The organism is Paraburkholderia dipogonis (assembly GCF_042680985.1).
Taxonomy (GTDB): Bacteria; Pseudomonadota; Gammaproteobacteria; order Burkholderiales; family Burkholderiaceae; genus Paraburkholderia; species Paraburkholderia phytofirmans.
This window is the reverse complement of sequence record NZ_JBHUFR010000016.1, coordinates 613,034-630,379: the sequence shown is the minus strand read 5'-3', so window position 1 is coordinate 630,379 and position 17,346 is coordinate 613,034. Positions and strand designations below refer to the sequence as shown.

Annotated in this window: 15 protein-coding genes; 7 read left to right on the top strand and 8 right to left on the bottom strand. The window is 62.9% G+C overall.

Annotated elements, in window-relative coordinates; genetic code table 11:
* Nucleotides 1-125: 125 nt before the first annotated feature.
* Entirely contained in the window at nucleotides 126-2,099 is a 1,974-nt protein-coding gene (locus tag ACFSNN_RS22975; RefSeq protein WP_134458802.1) for a PAS domain-containing hybrid sensor histidine kinase/response regulator, read from the bottom strand.
* Nucleotides 2,100-2,291: 192 nt separating this feature from the next.
* Between ACFSNN_RS22975 and ACFSNN_RS22970 the strand changes: the two genes are divergently transcribed.
* Nucleotides 2,292-2,528, top strand: coding sequence for a hypothetical protein (locus tag ACFSNN_RS22970; RefSeq protein ID WP_134455876.1), 237 nt, complete (start codon nucleotides 2,292-2,294; stop codon nucleotides 2,526-2,528).
* Nucleotides 2,529-2,610: 82 nt separating this feature from the next.
* Here the strand turns inward: ACFSNN_RS22970 and ACFSNN_RS22965 are convergent, their stop codons facing one another.
* Nucleotides 2,611-3,660: an NAD(P)/FAD-dependent oxidoreductase gene (locus tag ACFSNN_RS22965; protein ID WP_134455875.1), complete on the bottom strand. Its 1,050-nt coding sequence runs from the start codon at nucleotides 3,658-3,660 to the stop codon at nucleotides 2,611-2,613.
* A gap of 239 nt (nucleotides 3,661-3,899) precedes the next feature.
* On the opposite strand from ACFSNN_RS22965, the gene ACFSNN_RS22960 reads away from it, so the two are divergent.
* Entirely contained in the window at nucleotides 3,900-4,337 is a 438-nt protein-coding gene (locus ACFSNN_RS22960) for a carboxymuconolactone decarboxylase family protein (RefSeq protein ID WP_134455874.1), read from the top strand.
* Between the two features lie 36 nt (nucleotides 4,338-4,373).
* On the opposite strand, the gene ACFSNN_RS22955 is transcribed toward ACFSNN_RS22960, so the two are convergent.
* The gene (locus ACFSNN_RS22955) at nucleotides 4,374-5,948 is read right to left on the bottom strand and encodes a methyl-accepting chemotaxis protein (protein ID WP_134455873.1); all 1,575 of its coding nucleotides are present in this window, start codon (nucleotides 5,946-5,948) and stop codon (nucleotides 4,374-4,376) included.
* 334 nt (nucleotides 5,949-6,282) lie between these two features.
* Entirely contained in the window at nucleotides 6,283-7,143 is an 861-nt protein-coding gene (locus ACFSNN_RS22950) for a LysR family transcriptional regulator (protein ID WP_134455872.1), read from the bottom strand.
* A 161-nt stretch (nucleotides 7,144-7,304) separates the two neighbouring features.
* Here ACFSNN_RS22950 and ACFSNN_RS22945 point away from each other — a divergent pair, with 161 nt between their 5' ends.
* Nucleotides 7,305-8,705 (top strand): DHA2 family efflux MFS transporter permease subunit, encoded by a 1,401-nt coding sequence (locus tag ACFSNN_RS22945; protein WP_134455871.1) that lies wholly within the window; start codon nucleotides 7,305-7,307, stop codon nucleotides 8,703-8,705.
* Between the two features lie 601 nt (nucleotides 8,706-9,306).
* Nucleotides 9,307-10,236, top strand: a complete 930-nt coding sequence (locus ACFSNN_RS22940; protein ID WP_134455870.1) for a LysR family transcriptional regulator — start codon at nucleotides 9,307-9,309, stop codon at nucleotides 10,234-10,236.
* Between the two features lie 48 nt (nucleotides 10,237-10,284).
* Here the strand turns inward: ACFSNN_RS22940 and ACFSNN_RS22935 are convergent, their stop codons facing one another.
* Entirely contained in the window at nucleotides 10,285-10,536 is a 252-nt protein-coding gene (locus tag ACFSNN_RS22935; protein ID WP_012433247.1) for a DUF1488 family protein, read from the bottom strand.
* A 174-nt stretch (nucleotides 10,537-10,710) separates the two neighbouring features.
* On the opposite strand from ACFSNN_RS22935, the gene ACFSNN_RS22930 reads away from it, so the two are divergent.
* From ACFSNN_RS22930 to ACFSNN_RS22920, 3 genes are all read left to right on the top strand, one after another.
* A complete protein-coding gene (locus ACFSNN_RS22930; RefSeq protein ID WP_134455869.1) occupies nucleotides 10,711-10,890 on the top strand; it encodes a hypothetical protein in 180 nt (59 codons plus the stop codon).
* A gap of 212 nt (nucleotides 10,891-11,102) precedes the next feature.
* Nucleotides 11,103-12,164 (top strand): glycosyltransferase family 2 protein, encoded by a 1,062-nt coding sequence (locus ACFSNN_RS22925; RefSeq protein WP_134455868.1) that lies wholly within the window; start codon nucleotides 11,103-11,105, stop codon nucleotides 12,162-12,164.
* A gap of 171 nt (nucleotides 12,165-12,335) precedes the next feature.
* Nucleotides 12,336-12,557 (top strand): hypothetical protein, encoded by a 222-nt coding sequence (locus ACFSNN_RS22920; RefSeq protein WP_134455867.1) that lies wholly within the window; start codon nucleotides 12,336-12,338, stop codon nucleotides 12,555-12,557.
* 143 nt (nucleotides 12,558-12,700) lie between these two features.
* Here the strand turns inward: ACFSNN_RS22920 and ACFSNN_RS22915 are convergent, their stop codons facing one another.
* The 3 genes from ACFSNN_RS22915 to ACFSNN_RS22905 form a co-directional block, all read right to left on the bottom strand.
* Nucleotides 12,701-14,005, bottom strand: a complete 1,305-nt coding sequence (locus ACFSNN_RS22915) for an MFS family transporter (protein ID WP_012433251.1) — start codon at nucleotides 14,003-14,005, stop codon at nucleotides 12,701-12,703.
* Nucleotides 14,006-14,276: 271 nt separating this feature from the next.
* Nucleotides 14,277-16,007, bottom strand: a complete 1,731-nt coding sequence (locus ACFSNN_RS22910; protein WP_134455866.1) for a SpoVR family protein — start codon at nucleotides 16,005-16,007, stop codon at nucleotides 14,277-14,279.
* Complete coding sequence (locus tag ACFSNN_RS22905; RefSeq protein ID WP_012433253.1) at nucleotides 16,004-17,275, bottom strand: YeaH/YhbH family protein; 1,272 nt, start codon at nucleotides 17,273-17,275, stop codon at nucleotides 16,004-16,006. Before ACFSNN_RS22905 ends, ACFSNN_RS22910 begins: the two co-directional genes overlap by 4 nt.
* Nucleotides 17,276-17,346: the final 71 nt, after the last annotated feature.

Sequence of the window (17,346 nt, the reverse complement as noted above, 5' to 3'; positions counted from 1 at the left end):
CAAGCGGCGTGCCTCCGGCGGCGAACGCCGGGACACGCACCACTTTTCTTCAGGAATCAGGAATACCGATGCACCCAAGCCGTCACACCGCGCTGGTATGACGGAAGCGTGCCCCGGTCGAAGGGCTAACCGGGACCGCGTCCGCTGCGCCGCGCTTCCACGTCGGCCAGCAGAGCATCGAACAGATCGAGTCCAACCGGCTTCACGAGATGCGCATGGAAACCGGCTTCGCGGGTACGCTCACGATCGCTCGCGTGGCCGAAGCCGGTCATGGCGGCGTACAGGGTATGGGCAAGTTCGGGCATCGCGCGCAGCGCCGCGATGGTCGCGTAGCCGTCCATCTTCGGCATCGCAATGTCGATTACCGCGAGGTGAGGCACGAAGCGCGGCGCGACCTGCACCGCCTGCTCGCCCTCGTAGGCAATGCGCACTTCGTGGCCTTTGAGTTCGAGCAGCATGGCGAGACTGTCGGCCGAATCGCAGTTGTCGTCGACCAGCAGAATGCGCAGCGGCCCGACTTCGGTGTTCGCCGCGTTCGCCTCATCGCCCGTCGCCTCGGGCAGCGCGGCGGCCAGCGGCAGACTCAGCGTGAAGGTGCTGCCGCAGCCCGGCCCTTCGCTGCTCGCGATAATGCTGCCGCCGTGCAGCTCGACGAGCGACTTGCACAACGTGAGGCCGATGCCGAGACCGCCCTCGCCGGAATTCTGCCCGTCCTTTTCCTGAGCGAACAGCTCGAAGATCCTGTCGAGCGAGCGCACCGGAATGCCGCAACCCGCATCGCGCACTTCGAGCACGGCCATGTGGTAGTCGATGCGCGCCGCGACCTCGATGGCGCTGCCGACCGGCGAGAATTTCGCGGCGTTGTGCAAGAGGTTCTGCAACACCTGCACGATGCGCGTCATGTCGCCGCGCACGATCACCGGGTCGTCGGGCATATGCTGGACGATCCGCTGCTCGTGCGCATCCGTAAACGGCCGGGCCGCCTCGATCGCGCGCGCCATGACCTCGGCCAGATCGACACGGCCAAGGCGCAACTCAACCTTGTTCGACATGATGCGGCCGACGTCGAGCAGATCGTCGACGAGGCGCGTGAGGTGCGTGACCTGACGGTCGATCAGGTCGCGCGACCGCGCCAGCGTGGGACTCACGCCGGTTTCGAGTTGCATCACGCCGATCGCGTTGCGGACCGGCGCCAGCGGATTGCGCAATTCATGGGCGAGGGTCGCGAGAAACTGGCGCATGCGTTCGCCCGAACGTTCCAGTTCTTCACGTTGACGCCGCTCGGTCAGGTCGCGCGTGACCTTGGCGAAGCCGCGCAGCCGGTTCGATTCGTCATGCACCGCGGTGATGACGACGTTGGCCCAGAAGGTCGTGCCGTCCTTGCGCACGCGCCAGCCTTCGTCTTCGACGTGGCCGAGCTGCCGGGCGATCGCCAGTTCGCGCGCGGGCTTGCCCGCCGCCGCTTCCTCGGGCACGTAGAAGGTCGAGAAATGCCGGCCGACGATTTCCTCGCGCGTATAGCCTTTGATGCGCGCGGCGCCCGAATTCCAGCTCACCACGTAGCCTTGCGGATCGAGCATGAAGATCGCGTAGTCCTTGACGCAGTCGACCAGCAAACGGAAACGCTCTTCGCTTTGACGCAGCGCTTCGACGTACTCGCGTTGCGCGCTCAGATCACGCGTGATCTTGGCAAAGCCGGTGAGTATGCCCGCGTCGTTGCGCATCGACGTGATCACGACATTCGACCAGAAGGTCGAGCCGTCTTTGCGCTTACGCCAACCTGTGTCCTCGAAGCGGCCGGTCAGCGACGCCTGCTGCAGTTCGTAGGCGGGCCAGTCGCGCGCCACGGCCTCCTCGGTATAGAAGCGCGAAAAGTGCTCGCCGACGATCTCCTGGTCCGAGTAGCCCGTCAGCTTGTGGCCGCCGGCATTGCAACTCACGATCCGTCCCGTCGGATCGAGCAGAAAGATCGCATAGTCTTCGATTGCCTGCAGCAGCGCCCAGTAATCGATCTCGACAGCCGCGCTCGGGTGGGCCGAATCCGGGACTGTGGCGGACTTGTCGTTTTCGCCTGCGGAAGGGACATCGAGCTGTTTCATTGTGGTCAAGAATAAGGTCTACGGCCAAAAGCATACACCGCCAATCACCGCCTGCTTCGCCTATGGTTTCACCTGAGGTCCGCAAGAAAGGCCCGGCGCCAGCGTTCGCGTCGAGAAAAGCGCCGGCTGGATCGCCGGGCCCCGCAATTGCTACTCCCTGATCGCACCATCATCAAATAACAGGAGTCGCAATTGAAACAGGCATTCACCACCCTTGCTCTCGCTGCCGCGCTGGCACTCACCTGCACCGCCGCGCAAGCCGAGGGCTGTACGAAAGGCGCGGTCGTGGGCGGCGTGGCCGGCCACGTCGCGGGTGACCACGGCGTAGCGGGCGCGGCGGCCGGCTGCGCGATCGGCCATCACGAGGCCAAGAAGAAGGACAAAGAAGCCAGCGCGGCCGCGGCCGCGAGTCAACCCGCCGGGAAATAACGGCGTGTAGAAAAGAGCCGGTAGTGACCTGCGGATCACTACCGGCTCGATCAATCAGGGACTCGATATCTCCGCAAGATAATCACCCGGCGGCGCTGACCTTTTCCGCCAGCTTTGCGTCGTAGCTGGAATGCACATGCACGCGCTTTTTGTCCGGATAAGCGTACGAGTACGCGCGGCGCAGCGCCAGCGACGCCTCATGAAAACCCGACAGAATCAGCTTCTGCTTGTTCGGATAATTGGCGATGTCGCCCACCGCGAAGATGCCGGGCCGCGAGCTCTCGTAATTCGACGTATCCACATCGACGCGCCCGGCGTGAATCGATAGCCCCCATTGCGCGATCGGCCCGAGATCGGCAACCAGTCCATAGAGCGCGACGAGATGCTCGGCCGCGAGTTGCGTCTCGCCCTCGATATGTCGCAACGTGATCGATTTCAATGCATCGCCTTCGACGTCGAGCCCCGCAATCGCACCGACGATAAAGTCCATCTCGCCCGCCTCGACCGCGCGCCGCATCGACGCCACACTCGAATCGGCCGCACTGAAACCGCTGCGCCGGTGCACCAGCGTCACCCGGCGCGCGACCTTGCGCAGCGCCAGCGCCCAGTCGAGCGCGGAATCGCCGCCGCCGGCCACGACCACGACCTTGTCGGCGAAGTCAGCGAGACGCGGCACGCTGTAGTGCACATGACGCGACTCCAGCGGCACGGCTTCGGCAAGCGCCAGCTTCTGCGGCACGAATGCGCCGTTGCCGGCGGCGAGCAGGATCGCCGCGACATCGAACACGAGGCCGCGATCGGTGCGTACCGTCCAGCGTCCAGCGTCGTTTTGTTCGACCGACTCGACCCGCTGTTCGAGATGGATAGGCGGATCGAAAGGCTTGCATTGCGCCAGCAGCCGCTCGACCAGCTCACGCGCGGTGCACGACGCAATCGCGGGAATGTCGTAGATCGGTTTGTCCGGATAGAGCTCGATGCACTGGCCGCCAACCTTGTCGAGCCCGTCGACGATCTGGCAGGACAGGCCGATCACGCCCGCCTCGAAAGCGGCGAAAAGCCCCACGGGGCCGGCGCCGACGATCAGGACATCGGTGCGGATCGGCGGCGGTTGTTGGTCTGCAGCGGAAGTCATGCGCAATCTCTTCGGATAAATAGATGGGTGAATGACCCACCATACCGAATCAGCCGATGGCCGGCAACGATGCCATTACCACCGGTAAGGACGCTCGGCTCAGCTCACGCGTTTGTCGCCGCCGGTTCGAAGTGGTTACCTAAAAATAGCCGAAATCGGTTATTTCCCAGAACCAGTCAAGCGCCTAATCTTCACTCATCGCATCACGGAATGCGTCCAACCCGACTCAGGAGTGAATCATGGAACAACGTCTCGACTTCTACAAAGCCAACCCCGCCGCGATCAAGGCCCTGATCGGCGTTGAAGAACGCATCGGCAAATCGGCGCTCGAAAAATCGCTGACCGAACTGGTTCGTCTGCGCGCCTCGCAGATCAACGGCTGCGCGTACTGCGTCGATATGCACACCACCGACGCCCGCAAGGGCGGCGAAACCGATCGCCGCCTGGCCACCGTGGTGGTCTGGCGTGAAACGCCGTTCTTCACGGATCGCGAACGCGCCGCGCTCGAATGGACGGAAGCGCTGACGCTGGTATCGCAGGAGCACGTGCCCGACGCTGTATGGGAAGCCGTGCGCCCGCACTTCAGCGACGAGGAACTGGTCGATCTCACGCTGCTGGTCTCCGCGATCAACGCATGGAACCGCTTCGCGATTTCGTTCCGCAAGCTGCCGGCCTGAGCGCCACGCGCTCAAAGGCACATCGACTAAGTTGAGTTAGAAAGCAGGTTCGCGCTGCGCCGCATCGCTCGCGACTTTGAAGGCCGCGGTCAATTCGCTCAATTGCCGCGCCTGATCCGCGAGCGAGTTCGCGGTCGCCGCGCTCTCCTCGACCAGCGCCGCATTATGTTGGGTGACCTCGTCCATCTGCGTGACGGCGAGGCTCACCTGCCTGATGCCCTCGCTCTGCTCTTTCGAAGCCGCCGCAATCTCGCCGACGATTCGCGCCACGCGGTCGATCGCGGCTTCGATTTCCTGCATCGTCTCGCCCGCTTCATTGACCAGCCCCGCGCCGCTCTCGACGCGCGAAGTCGACTCCGCGATCAGCGTGCCGATTTCCTTCGCGGCCGCCGCCGAACGCTGCGCGAGACTGCGCACCTCGCCCGCCACTACCGCGAAACCTCGCCCTTCCTCGCCCGCGCGCGCCGCTTCGACCGCCGCGTTCAGCGCGAGAATATTGGTCTGAAACGCAATGCCTTCGATCGCGGTAATGATGCCGGTCATTTTCGACGAACCCGCGTGAATCACGCGCATCGTCTCCACCATGCTGCCGACTGAAGTGCGCCCGCGCGCGGCCATCTCCGAAGCACGCGACGCGAGTTCGCTCGCGTGATGCGCGTTCTCCGCGTTCAGTTGCACGGTCGACGTGAGCTGCTCCATCGCCGCCGCGGTTTCTTCGAGCGATGCCGCCTGTTCCTCGGTGCGTTGCGAGAGATCGAGATTGCCGGCGGCGATCTGCTGCGTCGACGACGCGATCGAATGCGAGCCGGCTCGCACCGTGGTGACCGTGGCGCCGAGCTTGTCCTGCATCGACGCGACGCCGCGCAAGAGTGTCGCCATTTCGTCGTTCGAACGAATCGGCACGCGGGTCGTCAGTTCGCCGGCGGCGATCGCGTCGAACTGGCGCAAGGCGTCGTTCAGCGGCGCCATGATCGCGCGGCGCAGCGTGCGCCAACTGATGAACGCAACCGTCAGCCCCAGCAGCGTGCTGCCGATGCACGCGGCCAGCAGCGTATGAAAGAGCGCGGCGGACCGCTCGCTGGCGTCGCTCGCCTGCTGGTTCAGATAGTCCTCCAGCGCGCCCTGGCTCGCGTTCATCGCCGTGTAAAGGCCGATCAAACGGTTCGCGCGGCTTTCGTCCATCCAGCTCGCGTCGCCCGTGCGGATCGCCTCGATCAGTTTGTCGATGCCGTCGCGGCGCACGGCGGTGCGCTTCGCGTCGAGGTCGTCGGTGAGGCGTTGCAGTTCGGGCGTTTTCGGCAGATCGCGAAAGCTGTTCCACCATTTATCCGAATCGCCAAGCAGCATGCGCGCGCGTTCGAGTTGCGCATTCAGTTGCGGGGAGCGCGGATTGCTCATCGCCCAGTCAAGCCCGAAACGCGCCCGCGACATGGCCGTGCCCGATTTGCCGAGCGCGACGACGGACGCGAAATGCACCGTGTAGGCGTCGCGCTGCGCCGAGTTGCTTTCACGCATGCCGAGAATGCCAAGCACGCCGGTGGCGATCAGCAGCACGCCGAGAAACGCGATGGTGATCGCGATCCGAAGATTGATGGTCAGATTCTTGGTCATCGTGGTTTTTATCGCTCTGGCTGGTTCTGGCGCTCTGGCTTATGACGTACGGCCCCCGCGCACGTGATCGATTAATTGTTCCTTATATGGAACACTGAACCGTATGTGGAAAGTATAACGATTCGCCTTCCGGTGAAAAAACAAAATTTCGCGGACGCGGTAAACGCGCAACAGGCCGCGACGTGCCTGTTTCGCCGGTGGGCGCCGCTAGCCGGCTTCTATAGATTCCGATCGACGAACCACCAGATAGCGGCACGCCGCTGCGGGTTATTCTGGAATCCTAGCTATATGACACACACAACTGGCATGGCTCCTCACACCTCACGCCTGGCCGCTATTCCCCGATCCACGACCCGCGCAGATCGCTGTCATGCAGCAATTGCAATAGCGTGCCCGCCGGCCTGCTGAGCCGTTTCCCCGCCAGCGCGATGAATTCCACCGACGGCAGCGTCGGCAGACTCGCCATGTTCAAGGGCGCCGCGAGACCCCGCGCCGCCAGATACTGCGGACGTACCGTAATGCCGAGCCCGCCGCGCGCCGCCGCGATGCAACCCGCGTGGCTGCTGCTCGTGCACACCAGTTGCCAGCTGAATCCCGCCTCGGCGAGCGCGTCGAGCACGACCGCGCGCGTCACGCTCGGTTCGGCGACCAGAATCAGCGGCAACGGCTGGCTCAGATCGACCAGCGTGCCGGCGCGCGCCAGCCACTCCAGCCGCCCGGTGAAGAGCGGCACGCCGCGCCGGTCGCCGAGACGCCGCTTGCCGACCAGCAGGTCGATCACGCCCGCGTCGAGCAGTTCATACAGCTTGCCGGTCATGCCGATGGTGATTTCCAGTTCGACATCCGGATGCGCGTCGCGAAACGCCGCCAGCACCGTGGGCAACGGGCCGAGCGCGACGTCGTCCGAGGAACCGAGCCGCACGCGGCCTTTCAGACGCGGCGCGCGAAACTGCGATTCGGCCCGCGCGAGCGCCTGCAGAATCACGCTGGCGTGCGCGAGCATGGCTTCGCCGTCGGGCGTCATCGCGAGCGAATGGGTGTCGCGCACGAAAAGACGGCGGCCCACGCTCTGCTCGAGCCGCCGGATGTGTTCGCTGACGCTCGATTGCGTCAGATCGAGCCGCCGCCCCGCCTCGGTGAAGCTGTGGCAGGCCGCGACGGTCGAAAAGGTCTTGAGCCAGATGGGATTGAGCATGGAGCATTGTCGCGCTGCTCATCGGCAAAGTCGATAACAGTTACCATCCCTAGTGGGGTTCCCGATTGACGAGGATGTCAATATGATGACGGAATCGCTCCACTGAATGCTCGGAGCTGGCGTGGCCACCCAATGCCGCCGCCCCGCCGCTCCGTCAAAAGATGACCAAGGATTCTTCCCAGACCGCTCTGCTCTGGATCGTCGCCGCCGGCTTTTTCATGCAGTCGCTCGACACGACGATCGTCAACACCGCGCTGCCGTCGATTGCGAACAGCCTGCACGTGGCGCCGCTCGCGATGCAGCCGATCGTGGTCGCCTACACGCTGACCATGGCGATGCTCACGCCCGCCTCGGGCTGGCTCGCCGACCGCTTCGGCACACGGCGCGTCTACTTCGCCGCTATTCTCGTGTTCGTGCTCGGCTCGATCTGCTGCGCGAGCGCGCATACGCTCGGCCAACTGGTGATGGCGCGCGTGCTGCAAGGCGTGGGTGGCTCGATGCTGCTGCCGATCGGGCGGCTCGCCGTCCTGCGCAGCGTCACGGGCGACCAGTACGTCGCGGCGCTCGCGTTCATTTCGGTGGCAGGGCAACTCGGGCCGATCGCCGGGCCGACGCTCGGCGGCTGGTTCGTTCAGGCGATCACATGGCACTGGATTTTCCTGATCAACGTGCCGATCGGCGCCGTGGGTCTGTACGCGGTGCAGCGCTTCTTGCCGTCGCATGGCGAAGCAAAGGCGCCGCCGTTCGACTTCGTCGGCTGCGGGTTGCTCTCGTTGTGCATGATCGCGTTCTCGCTCGCCGTCGACTCGCCGATGCCCACGCATCGCGCGGCATGGTCGGTGGCGCTGTTCGCGCTCGCCGCAATAAGCGCGCTGGCCTACATCCCGCATGCAAGACGCCGCGTGAATCCGCTCTTCAAGCTATCGCTCTTTCGCGAGCCGAACTTCAGCGTCGGCCTGATCGGCAATCTGGTGTGCCGCATCGGTTCGAGCGCCGTGCCGTTTCTCGTGCCCTTGCTGCTGCAATTGCAACTGGGCTACTCGCCGCTGCATTCCGGTCTGATGATGCTGCCCGCCGCTCTCGCCGGCACCGTCGCCAAACGCTGGATCGCGCCGCTCGTGCGACGTTATGGCTACGACACCTTCCTGCTGGTCAATACGATCGTCGTCGGTTCGTCGATCGTTGCGTTCGCACTGATTACGCGCGGCACGCCGCTCGTGGTCGAGATCGCGATTCTGGCCGTGTTCGGCGCGGCCAACTCCATGCAGTTCGCGGCGATGAACAGCGTCACGCTCAAAGACCTCTCGCATGAAGATGCCGGCAGCGGCAACAGCCTTTTTTCGATGGTGCAGATGCTGGCCATCGGGCTGGGCGTGTCGATCGGCGGCGGACTGGTGAATCTTTTCTCGGCGCAAATCGGATCGGCGGCGCTCGGTTTTCGGCTCGCCTTCGTGTGCGTCGGCTTGATCACGCTGGTGTCGGCGTGGGTGTTTCGTCACCTCGACGAAACACCTGCCTCGCGCCCGGTGCGCGGGCCAGCGACGCAGGGCGCGGGACGCTGATCCAGGCCTTGCGTCACGTCAGTCCGGCAAGCAGATGCCGGAAAATCCCGCGCACGCCTCGATCAAACGCTACTGGACGGCGACGTCACGCACGGCCGGGTGGGTCTCGCAACGCTTCATGCGATAGAAGTACACGCCGCTGACGGTGGCCGCCGGCCGTCGCTGACGGCGAGCCATACCTGAGTTTTCGGCGCGGCCTGCAAATCGTCCGGTGCACCGGGACCACCCATTTCGTCGCCACCCAACCCGGCTCCAGCGCATTCGACAACACCTGATGGCCGGCCTCGACGAGCAGACGCGCAGCCATTTGACCGAGACCATCGGCGGAACCGGTAATAAAAATTCGCGACACGGGATGTGTTCCTTCTTCAGCGTGAATATGCCCGACGCATGACGAGAATCACATGTCTTGGTGCTTCGGGCGAACGCCAACAGATTAACGCCCGCCGCTCGACTGACGAGATAGCCTGGCTGTCATGCCACTCATGACACGACATCATTCGTGCACCTTACCAGGCGGCGTTTCCCGGAGCCCGCGCGTGAATTCAAACGGGCTTTCGCGTTAGCATGTCACGCATTAACGAATAACAAGGACTATCACATGCCATTCGACGAGCGCATGCTGAACGGCATGGGCGTCTTGACGGCGATTGTCGATTGCGGGAGTTTTGCGGCAGCCGGAGAAGCGCTCGACATGTCGCAATCCGGGGTGAGCCGTTCGGTCGCGCGGCTCGAAGCGCGTCTGGGCATCCGGCTCTTCGACCGCACCACGCGTTCCGTTACGCTGACCGACGAAGGCCGGCGTTTCTACGAACAGATCGTGCCGCTGCTGGGCGGACTCGAAGAAGCGGCGGCTTCCGCCGCGCAGGGCGCGACCGCCGTGCGCGGACGTTTGCGCGTGAACATGGACCCGTTCTTTTCGCGCCTCGTACTCGGGCCGCGGCTGGGCAGTTTTATCGACAGGCATCCCGATCTGCAACTCGAACTGATCACCCGCGACCAGACGGGCGATCTGGTCGGCGACGGCTTCGATCTCGCGATCCGTTTCGGCGATCCGCCGGTGTCGACGCTGATCGCGCGCAAACTATTGGATACGCGGATTCTCACGGTGGCCGCGCCGTCGTACCTGAAGAAGCACGGGCACCCGGCGACTCCCGCCGAACTCGAAAGCGGCAAGCATGTCTGCATCAAGTTTCGCGATCCGCTCACGGGCTACCCGTTCAGTTGGGAATTTCATCGCGGCCGCAAGAAAATCGTGATCGCGCCGCAGGGTCGGTTGACCGTGAACGACGTGGGCACCCTGCACAGCGTTTGCACGGCGGGCCAGGGCGTCGCGCAGATTCTCTCGCTCGGCACCGAGTCGTTGATGGCGAGCGGAAAGCTCGTCGAGCTATTTTCCGATTGGGGCGACGAGGTTTATCCGCTGTATGCGCTCTATCCTTCGCGGCATCATCCGCCGGCGAAAGTGCGGGCGTTTTACGATTTCATCGTGTCGCTGACAGGCGGCGCGCCGCGCGAAACGGCGGCTTGAGGCCGTGTTCGGCGACGTCCGCGCATCGCCAGAACGCGCCGCGCCGCCTCAGGAAATCGTGTAACGGTTCTGTGGGCCGCCAATGTACAGACCGCGCGCGAGCGTGAGAATCTGCTCGCGATGCTGGTCGAACGCGGCAAGCACCGCTGGTTCGTCGGAGCCCACGCTCGGGCTCAGATTCGAAATCACCGACCGGTTGACGGCAAAAGCGATCTCGCGCGCATTGTCGTAGCCCCAGAAATTCACGCAGTGATGGGAGGCGTCGTAGCTGCGGCTGGGATTCGGGAAGTTGAGGGACATGTCGTACTCCCGGGAGGTAGGGTGCTCCTTGCACGGTGCGCTGAATAGGGGAACGGGTCAAGGCTTTGTTTGTCAGTGCGCGCAGCACGATGGCCAACCCCGATCAGAACATGAGGCAGGAGCCCGGGTCTGCCGATTGCTGCACTGCTCATGTCATCCAACCAGGAGAGGATCATGAGCGAAACCAAAGAACAGGCCAAGAACAAACCGGCCGATATCGAGCATCCGCAGCCAGCCGCGCACAGCGACAACGAGAAGAGCAAGCTGCCCAAACGCGACGACGAAGGGCGCGATCAGGCGCCATCGGATAATCCGGGCAAGAAGCCCGGCGAGGGCGAGCCGCCTGTCGGCTGAAATATTCAGCGCCAATCCAGGAGCGGCTTTGCTGCTTTTCGCGAGCGAAGCCGCATAAATTTTTCCCTTCTGGTGGCTTTCATAAGCCAAACATTTCTTCCTGTTTTTTACCGATTATTTTTTCCGCGTGATGGACTATTTTTCTGCTTGCAGCGACGTGTGCGCCAAGCGGACCAGCTGCCGCCCCTCAACAGATAACAAAGGCGACGCTCATGTCCATCTCCTCGACTCCCCCTCAACGCCCCCACGTGTCCATCTGTCTGCCGACCTGCGATCGCCCTGAGCTGATCGCAACGTGCATCGACTCGTGTCTCGCGCAGAGCTACGACGATCTGGAGATCGTGATCGGCGATGACTCGAAGGACGCGCGCACTGAGCGGTTGATCGCAGCCCGTTACGCGCACGAACCACGCGTGCGCTATGTAAAAAATCAGCCGGCGCTCGGCCAGGCGCGCAATGTCGCGAGCCTGTTCGAGCGCGCGAGCGGCGACAAGATCCTGCTGATCCACGACGACGACCTGCTCACCACGGACGGCGTCGAAAAGCTCGTGTCGCTATGGCTGCGCCACCCGCAACTCGATGTGGCATTCGGCGACCAGTACGAAGCCGATCACGGCGGTGCCATCGACTTCGCGGCGAGCGCGAAGCTCAACGCCGCATTCCGGCGCACGAAGGACGCCGAAGGCCTGCAGTCGCAGCCGGGCCGAATCGGTCTGATCCAGATGTTTCCGAATAACGGCTGGATGGCCAACGCCGAACTCGTGCAGCGGATTGGCTACCGGGAAGAATACGGCGTGTGCTGCGACTTCGTATTCGGCACCGAACTCTGTCTTGCGGCGCGCGAGGTGTTCTATCTGCACGACTATGTCTCGGTGTATCGAAAGACGGCAAGCTCGATCTCGCATAGCACGCGCGGCACGGCGGTCGCGGCGACGGTCAGCGCGTATGCGTTCGTCAAGGCGTTGCAGTTGCCGGCGCAGCTGGAACCGTCGCGCAAACTGGCGTTACGCCGGCTCGCGCCGATCGTGGTGTCGGTTCACGCCAGAAACAGCCAGGTGCTTGACGGGTTCAAGGTCGCCTTCACGCATCTGTTCGCGTACAACTACGGCTTGAGCACGCGGCTTTACTATCATCTTCTGACGCTCGCGCGTGGCGCGCTGAGCGCTCCTCAGCAGGCCGTCGCGGCGGCCGCGCCCGTTGTGGCCGCGGAGCCGGCCGCCGTGGTGAAGGAACTCGTCTCCGAACTGGTAAGCGATCGTTCGGAACCGGTCTGACGCGCCGCCGCCGGCGCGCGACGCGCGACGCGCGACGCGCGCAAGCCTTCAGCAATCAGCGTGTTTTATGCTAAGCATCCCATGCTAAGCAAACGCGGATTTGTTGCTTGGTCCGGCGTGGCGCACTGACTACGATGAAAGCGAACCATCATCAGTCCCGAGGTGACTCGCATGTCCGACAGTGCCTGTTTCAAGCCGCGTGTGATCGAACCCGTCGTCGTCAACCGGCCCGAGGGATTGGGCCTCGCTGTGGAGTTATGGCTCGCGCAACCCGTCGACGGCATCGCGGGGCGAGCGCTGCAGATTCATTTACGCAGCGACGCAAAAATGGCGCAGGCCGAGACGCTGCGCGATCTGCTGCACGCGTTGGGCACGGAGATCGTCGTGGCGTGAGCATGCGCCCTAGCCATGATGCGCTGTGGGTTTGCATCGCCGCTCACGCGCATAAAAGCACGGCGGCCAGGGTTGCCCCGGACCGCCGTTCTCACGCATCGCCCGAACGTACTTCACGAGCGAGCGGGCCTCGATTCAGAGCCTCAAGGCTCCAGACGCAGATACCCTTCTTTCGACGGATCGCGCATCCGCAGCGAAACGATGCCGGCAATCGCGCACAGCGCGGTCACGTACCAGTAAAAAATCGACTCGTTGCCGACCGACTTCAGCCACAGCGCGACGTACTCCGCCGAGCCGCCGAAGATCGCATTCGCCACCGCGTACGAAAGTCCCACGCCGAGCGCACGCACTTCCGGCGGGAACATTTCCGCTTTGATCAGGCCGCTGATCGACGTATAGAAACTGACGATCGCCAGCGCCACCACGACCAGACCGAAGGCCGCATACGGGCTCGTCACGTCTTTAAGCGCGTGCAGCAGCGGCACGGTGCCAATGGTCGCGAAGAAGCCGAAGAACAGCATGGAACGACGGCGGCCGATGCGGTCCGACAATGCGCCGAACGCCGGCTGCATCACCATGTAGACGAAGAGCGCCGCGGTCATCACGTTGCTGGCCGTCTTGGCGTGCATGCCGGCCGTGTTGACCAGGTACTTTTGCATGTAGGTGGTGAACGTGTAGAAAATCAGCGAGCCGCCGGCCGTGAAACCGAGCACCGTCATGAACGCGCCTTTGTGCAGCCACAGGCCGCGCAGCGTGCCGGCTTCCTTGCGCTGACGGGTCTCGGCGGTGGTGGTTTCGTCGAGCGATTTACGCAGATACAGCGCGACCAATGCGGCGACCGCGCCGATCGCGAACGGCACGCGCCAGCCCCATGCTTTCAGCTCATCGTTGGAGAGCGTTTGTTGCAGCACCACCAGCACCAGCAGCGCGCACAACTGCCCGCCGATCAGCGTGACGTACTGGAACGACGCGAAGAAACCGCGCCGGCCCTTGAGCGCGACCTCACTCATGTAGGTCGCGCTGGTGCCGTACTCACCGCCCACCGACAAGCCCTGGAACAGCCGCGCGACCAGCAGCAGCGCCGGCGCCAGCGCGCCGATCTGCGCGTAGGTGGGCAGCACGGCGATCACGAGCGAACCGCCGCACATCATGAACACCGACACCATCATCGCGGTGCGGCGGCCGTGCTTGTCGGCGAGGCGGCCGAAGAACCAGCCGCCGATCGGACGCATCAGGAAGCCGGCGGCGAACACGCCCGCCGTGTTGAGCAACTGCGTGGTGGTGTTACCGCTCGGGAAGAACGCCGGCGCGAAGTACAGCGCGCAGAACGAATACACGTAAAAGTCGAACCACTCGACGAGATTGCCCGATGAAGCGCCAACGATCGCGAAGATTCGGCGCCGGGTGTCGTGAGCCGAGGCCACGGTTTGGTCGGTTAGGTCGGTCATGCTTGTCTCTATCCTTGTAATTAAACGGCGGTCACCGTGGTGGCGCACGCCTTCAGATCGCGTGCACGGGAGCGTTTATCCCGTCCGGGCTAATTTTACAGAATCGCAAGGAAGAGTTGGAGCTTTGTTCGGGCAGTTAAGGAGCTAAGTTGTCGCGCAGCCGCGCTCGTGTCTGAATCTGCCGCATCGCACATAAGAAAAAGCCAGCTCGAATAGGAGCTGGCTTTCGTCTATCGCACCGTATCTGGCGCGTCATGCTGCAATCCGCCGGTCACACTCTCACTGCCGGCGGCACATAGCGGCACTCGTAGCGCTTGCGGACCGTGCCATTCTCATCGACGCTTTCCAGATACACGTCGAACTGCCACAGCCGCGCCATGTGCTTGAGCACTTCGTCGCTATCGCCGGAGAGATGCCGGTTGTCGCTCATGAAGTGCCGCAACGTCAAACTCCGGTCGCCACGCGTATTCACCGCCCACACCTGAATATTCGGCTCGCGGTGATGCATGTCGTACTGTCGCGACAACGCCTGACGCACGTACTGATAGCCGCTGTCGTCGTGAATCGCCGAGACTTCGAGCGCGTCGCGCATGTCGTCGTCGAGCACCGAGAAGAGGCGCATTTCGCGGATCAGATGCGGCGACAGATACTGCGCGACGAAACTCTCGTCCTTGAAGTTGCGCATCGCGTAGTGCATGGCCGCAAGCCACGGACTGCCCGCCAGTTCCGGGAACCACTTGCGATCTTCTTCCGTGGGCGTTTCGCAGATGCGGCGAATGTCGCTCATCATCGAAAAACCGAGCGCGTACGGATTGATGCCGCTGTAGTACGGCTTCGTGACCGGCGGCTGATAGACCACGTTGCTGTGCGAATGGAGAAACTCCATCATGAAGCCGTCTTCCAGCTTGCCCTGGTTGTACATGGTGTTGAGCAGGGTGTAGTGCCAGAAGGTCGCCCAGCCTTCGTTCATCACCTGGGTCTGCCGTTGCGGATAGAAATACTGGCCGACCTTGCGCACGATGCGGATCACCTCCCGCTCCCACGGCTCCAGCAGCGGCGCGTTTTTCTCCGCGAAATACAGCAGGTTTTCCTGCGGCTCCGGCGGATAGCGCTCCTCGACTTCCTCCGGCAACGGCGTATGCCGGGTCGGCAAGGTGCGCCACAGTTCGTTCACCTGCGACTGCAGATAGGCCTCGCGTTCACGGCGTGCCGCAAACTCCTTTTGCAGCGACAGCTTCTGCGGCCGCTTGTAACGGTCCACGCCATAGTTCATCAACGCGTGGCAGGAATCGAGCAGTTCCTCGACCCGGTCGAGCCCGAAACGCTCCTCGCACTCCGCGATGTAATTCTTCGCGTACACGAGGTAGTCGATGATCGCGTGCGCATCCGTCCACAGCCTGAACAGATAGTTGCCCTTGAAGAACGAGTTGTGGCCATAGGCCGCGTGGGCGATGACGAGCGCCTGCATCGTCATCGTGTTCTCTTCCATCAGATACGCGATGCAGGGGTTCGAATTGATGACAATCTCGTACGCGAGCCCCATCTGCCCGCGACGGTAGCTTTTTTCGGTGGAGAGAAAGTGTTTGCCGAACGACCAGTGACGGTAGTTCACCGGCATGCCGACGGACGCGTACGCATCCATCATCTGTTCGGCGCTGATGAGTTCGAGCTGGATCGGATACACGTCGAGTTCATATTGCTCTGCAACACGGGCAATATGCGAGTCGTACTCTTCGATCAATTCGAAGGTCCAGTCGGACGGGCACGGCAGAGGCCGTCTATCGGCTACGTTCATACGGACTTCCCTTTGCCCCTGAGTGGGCGTTCCGGTGTGTCCCCGTGCTGCAGCGGTGTGGACTGCTCCGGCTGCGGCGGTTCCGGTATCGTCCGCCCTTGCCTCGGCATGCCCCGACTGTTGCTGCTGCGGCACGCCTTTCCCGCGCTCCGGCGCGCCGTTCTCCGGCTCGCCGCGCGCTTCGTTGTGCAGGTGCTCGTTCGTCATGAATTCGCCGCCTGCTTTTCGAACAACTCGCGAAACACCGGATAAATGTCGGCCGCGGTCTCGACTTTCTTCATCGCCATGTGCGGCTGGCTCAAGGCCAGTTGCGCATACTCCAGCCACAGATTCTGTTCTTCCGGCGTCACCTGAATATACGCAAAATAGCGCACCTTCTCCAGGATGTCATCCGAGAGTATCTTGCGGCACTTCGGCGAGTCGTCGGTCCAGTTGTCGCCGTCCGACGCCTGAGCGCCGTAAATATTCCATTCAGTCGGCGAATAACGCTCGTCCATCACCTTTTGCATCAGCTCCAGTGCGCTCGACACCACCGTGCCGCCGCTTTCGGTCGAATGGAAGAACGTGTCTTCGTCGACCTCTTCGGCGCGCGTGTGGTGACGAATGAACACCACTTCGATCTTCTCGTAGTTACGCTTGAGGAACAGATACAGCAGGATGAAGAAACGCTTGGCGAGGTCCTTGCGCTGCTCGTCCATGGAACCGGACACATCCATCAGACAGAACATCACGGCCTGGCTGGAAGGCGTGGGCTGCTTCACACGGTTCACGTAGCGCAGATCGAACGGATCGATAAACGGAATCCGCCAGATGCGGCCGCGCAAATGGTGAATCTCCTCTTCGAGCAGTTTGATTTCTTCGCGACGATCGTCGGGATCGGCTTTCATGACCTCCAGTTGCCGTTCCATCTCGTGCAGCTGGTTGACGAGCGGCGCACCGAGCGCGATGCGGCGGCCGAGCGCGCTGCGCAGCGAACGGACCACGTCGATGTTGTTCGGCGTGCCTTCGGCAGCCCAGCCCGCGCGGATGCTTTTCCACGTCGGCACGGCAAGCAGATGGGTTTTGACGAGACGCGGCAGTTCGAGATCGTCGAAGAAATACTGCATGAATTCTTCGCGGCTCAGTTCGAACACGAAGTCATCCTGACCCTCGCCTTCATTGCTGGCCTGATTGCCCCCGCCTCCGCCGCCGCCCCCTTGCGGGCGCTGGATCTTGTCGCCGCGGATGTAATCGGAATTGCCCGGATGCACCATTTCCCGCTTGCCGCCGGGGCCATGCCGGAACGACGGTTCGGCAATGTCCTTGCGCGGGATGGTGATGCTCTGGGTGTTCTGAATGTCCTTAATGCTGCGGTCGCGCACGGCTTCCGAAACGGCGCGACGAATATAGTTCTTAACGCGACGCAAAAAACGTTCGCGATTCGCAATGCTTTTGTTCTTGCCTGCTAACCTGCGGTCGATAATTTGATGAAGCACGCCCGGTCTCCCGCTGTAATATCGCGTTTGCGAGACGTAGCCGCCCAAGGCAACGCTATGTCCATGCAGCT